Genomic DNA, 2,892 nt, shown 5'->3' with positions numbered 1-2,892 from the left:
CGGATCAGCACCGCCAGCACCGACAGCGCCGGGTTGAACAGGCGGATGACGAAGAAGGCTGCAATCAGCGGCAGGATCAGCCACGGGTCGATGGGAATGGTCTTCACCGCATTGAGCGCGAAGGTGACGACGATACCGGCCAGCATGCCCGAGGCGACGGAAGGCGGTATTCTCGAGATCAGCTTCGTCAGGGGCCGAAACAGCCCGGTGGCGATCAGAAGGACGCCGGTGACGATGAAGGCGGCGACGGCCTCACCCATCGAAAAGCCGCTCGATGCCGCGATCAGCGCCAGGCCCGGCGTCGACCAGGCGGTGATGACTGGCATTTTCGTGCGCCATGACAGCCACAGGCTCTCGATCGCCATGGCCAGGCAGATCGTCGTCACCCAGCTTGCCGTCTCGATCTGCGTCGCGCCGACTGCGTTGGCGGCGGCGATGACGATGGCCAGCGTGCCGCCGAAGCCGACGATCGCCGCGACGAAGGCGGATATCGGAATGGAAAGGCGCATCAGTTTCCCCTCTGCGCCATCGCATCGACGGCCCGCACCAGCATGTCGAGATCCTGCGGTCGCGACAGGCGATGGTCGCCGTCAGGGATCAGCGACAGGGTCACGTCGTCGGCGGGCAGCAGGCTGACCAGCTTCAGTGCATGGCTTGCCGGCACATCCGCATCGGCCAGGCCCTGCAGGATATGCACCGGGCAATGGGTGTCGATCGGGCCTGTCATTGTCAGGTTGTCGCGCCCGTCCTCGATCAGGGCGCGGGTGTAGATGTAGGGTTCCGTGGAATAGTCCGACGGCTCTTCGAAGAAACCTTTTTTGGCGAGATCGCGCTTCTGCGCCTTGGTCAGCACCGGTTCGATCAGTTCAGCGGTAAAATCCGGTGCCGGCGCCAGCAGCACCAGGCCGGCGACGTTGCTGTCATCAGCCTCGCGCAATTCCTGCACCATGCGCAGCGCGATCCAGGCGCCCATCGAGGAGCCGACCAGGATCTGTTTGCCCTTGGTGAAATGCCGGAACACGGCAAGGCTTTGTGCAAGCCATGTCGAAATCGTGCCGTCGGCAAAGGCGCCGCCGGATTCGCCATGGCCGGAATAATCGTGGCGCAGAAAGGCGCGGCCTTCTTTTGCCGCCCAGTCCGACAGCGTCTGCGCCTTCGCGCCCAGCATGTCCGACTTGTAGCCGCCGAGCCAGACGATGCCGGGCGCAGAGCCAGCAGTATGGCGCACCGCGATGCGCGATCCATCGACATCCATAAAGACGGGGGGCGTTGCGGTCATGGCTTTTTCCTCAGGCCCTCTTCTGGCGCGGGATTCTTGTGGCACGGTCGGTGGCGTGGCGAAAAGTGCTCACTATGTTCTTTGTTTGGTGCAGGACAGCGATCAGGGTGATTTTCTGTCAATGCTGTGCTATTGACTCCGCCCGCGCGCTCACCACATTGGCGCGTCCATGCATCAACACTGACAAATCCTGAACGAAACGGCCAAGGAGACCACGACCATTCGCAGACCTTTCAAAGCAGCGGCGCCGACCAAGGATGGCCCGCGCTCCAACCGTGACATCCGGGTTCCCCGGGTCCAGCTTATCGACGCCGAAGGCCAGAACCGCGGCGATGTTTCCATCAACGACGCATTGCTGCTGGCCGAAGAGGCCGGGCTCGATCTCGTCGAGATATCGCCCAACGCGGTGCCCCCCGTCGTCAAGATCCTTGATCTCGGCAAGTTGAAATACGCCAACCAGAAGAAGGCGGCCGAGGCGCGCAAGAACCAGAAGGTCATCGAGATCAAGGAGATCAAGATGCGCCCGAACATCGACAGCCATGACTACGAGACCAAGATGAAGGCGGTTCGCCGCTTCTTCGAGGAAGGCGACAAGGTCAAGCTGACGCTGCGCTTCCGTGGCCGCGAGATGGCGCATATGGAACTCGGCATGCAGCTTCTGAACAAGGTCCGCGAGGAAGTGGCGACGATTGCCAAGGTCGAAGCGGAACCGAAGCTCGAAGGCCGCCAGATGATGATGGTGCTGTCGCCGCGCTAAGATCTGCATCGGCGCGTATCTAGGATCACGATGACGTCAGGCTTGGCCATCGCGCTTAAATCCGCCTGAATCACATCGCAAGGCGTCCCGGCGATCGGCGGGACGCCTTCTTCTTGTTCAGACGCTGCGATCGCCGGCAAAATTCCTGACGATCGGATTCACTATGGTCGATGAAGTCAAGGTTTCGGACGTGGACTTCAAACGCGGGCTGGGCAATTACCAGCATATGCGCCGCATAGTGCTTGCCGTTCTCGTGGTCGTGCTGTTTGCAGCATTGCTATTTGGCCAATCGACGTTTCCGCCCGACACAGCCGTGCACGAGACGATCGAAATGTTCGGCGTGCTGCTGATTTTCCTCGGCATCGTGGGCCGCCTTTGGGCGACACTCTACATAGGCGGGCGCAAATCGTCCGAGGTGGTGACTGGCGGGCCTTACTCGATCACCCGCAACCCGCTCTATGTGTTCTCGACCGTAGCCGCAGCCGGTGTCGGCGCGCAGATCGGTTCGTTCTCCGGTATCATCCTCTTCGGGCTTTTGTGCGCGGGGGCGTTCCATATCGTCATCCTGCGCGAGGAGAAGTTCCTCAAGGAAGCGCTCGGCGCGCCGTATCAGGCCTATCTGGCGCGGGTGCCGCGCTTCTTCCCGAAACTGTCGCTCTACCAGGAGGGCGATACCGGAAACTTCAAGCCGCGCCTGCTGTTGACCACGCTGCTCGACGGCCTGGTGTTTCTGATCGCGCTGCCGGCCTTCGAATTGATCGACGGCGCCCAGCTGTCAGGCATGTTGCCGGTCTGGTTCACGCTGCCCTGACGAGGACACAGCGCCGCATCTCCACAGGTGTTGCGCGCGGGCCGT

Annotated in this window: 4 protein-coding genes; 2 read left to right on the top strand and 2 right to left on the bottom strand. The window is 61.8% G+C overall.

The features are described from left to right. Nucleotides 1–509, bottom strand: a 509-nt coding sequence (locus EOA22_RS29505; protein WP_206521353.1) for a benzoate/H(+) symporter BenE family transporter, incomplete at its 3' end; no start/stop codon positions are given. Further along, nucleotides 509–1,279 carry an alpha/beta hydrolase gene (locus EOA22_RS29500; RefSeq protein WP_063169788.1) on the bottom strand — a complete coding sequence of 257 codons (771 nt, stop codon included), beginning with the start codon at nucleotides 1,277–1,279 and terminating at the stop codon, nucleotides 509–511. The genes EOA22_RS29500 and EOA22_RS29505, both read right to left, overlap by 1 nt. Before the next feature lie 220 nt (nucleotides 1,280–1,499). Here EOA22_RS29500 and infC point away from each other — a divergent pair, with 220 nt between their 5' ends. Both infC and EOA22_RS29490 read left to right on the top strand, forming a co-directional pair. Continuing rightward, entirely contained in the window at nucleotides 1,500–2,036 is a 537-nt protein-coding gene (infC, locus tag EOA22_RS29495) for a translation initiation factor IF-3 (protein ID WP_013528312.1), read from the top strand. A 163-nt stretch (nucleotides 2,037–2,199) separates the two neighbouring features. Beyond that, nucleotides 2,200–2,847, top strand: coding sequence for an isoprenylcysteine carboxylmethyltransferase family protein (locus tag EOA22_RS29490; RefSeq protein ID WP_063169789.1), 648 nt, complete (start codon nucleotides 2,200–2,202; stop codon nucleotides 2,845–2,847). Nucleotides 2,848–2,892 lie beyond the last annotated feature (45 nt).

The organism is Mesorhizobium sp. M7A.F.Ca.US.014.04.1.1 (genome assembly GCF_003998745.1).
Lineage (GTDB): Bacteria > Pseudomonadota > Alphaproteobacteria > Rhizobiales > Rhizobiaceae > Mesorhizobium > Mesorhizobium ciceri.
The sequence above is the reverse complement of the archived record's forward strand: the minus strand, read 5'-3'. Positions and strand labels throughout refer to the sequence as shown.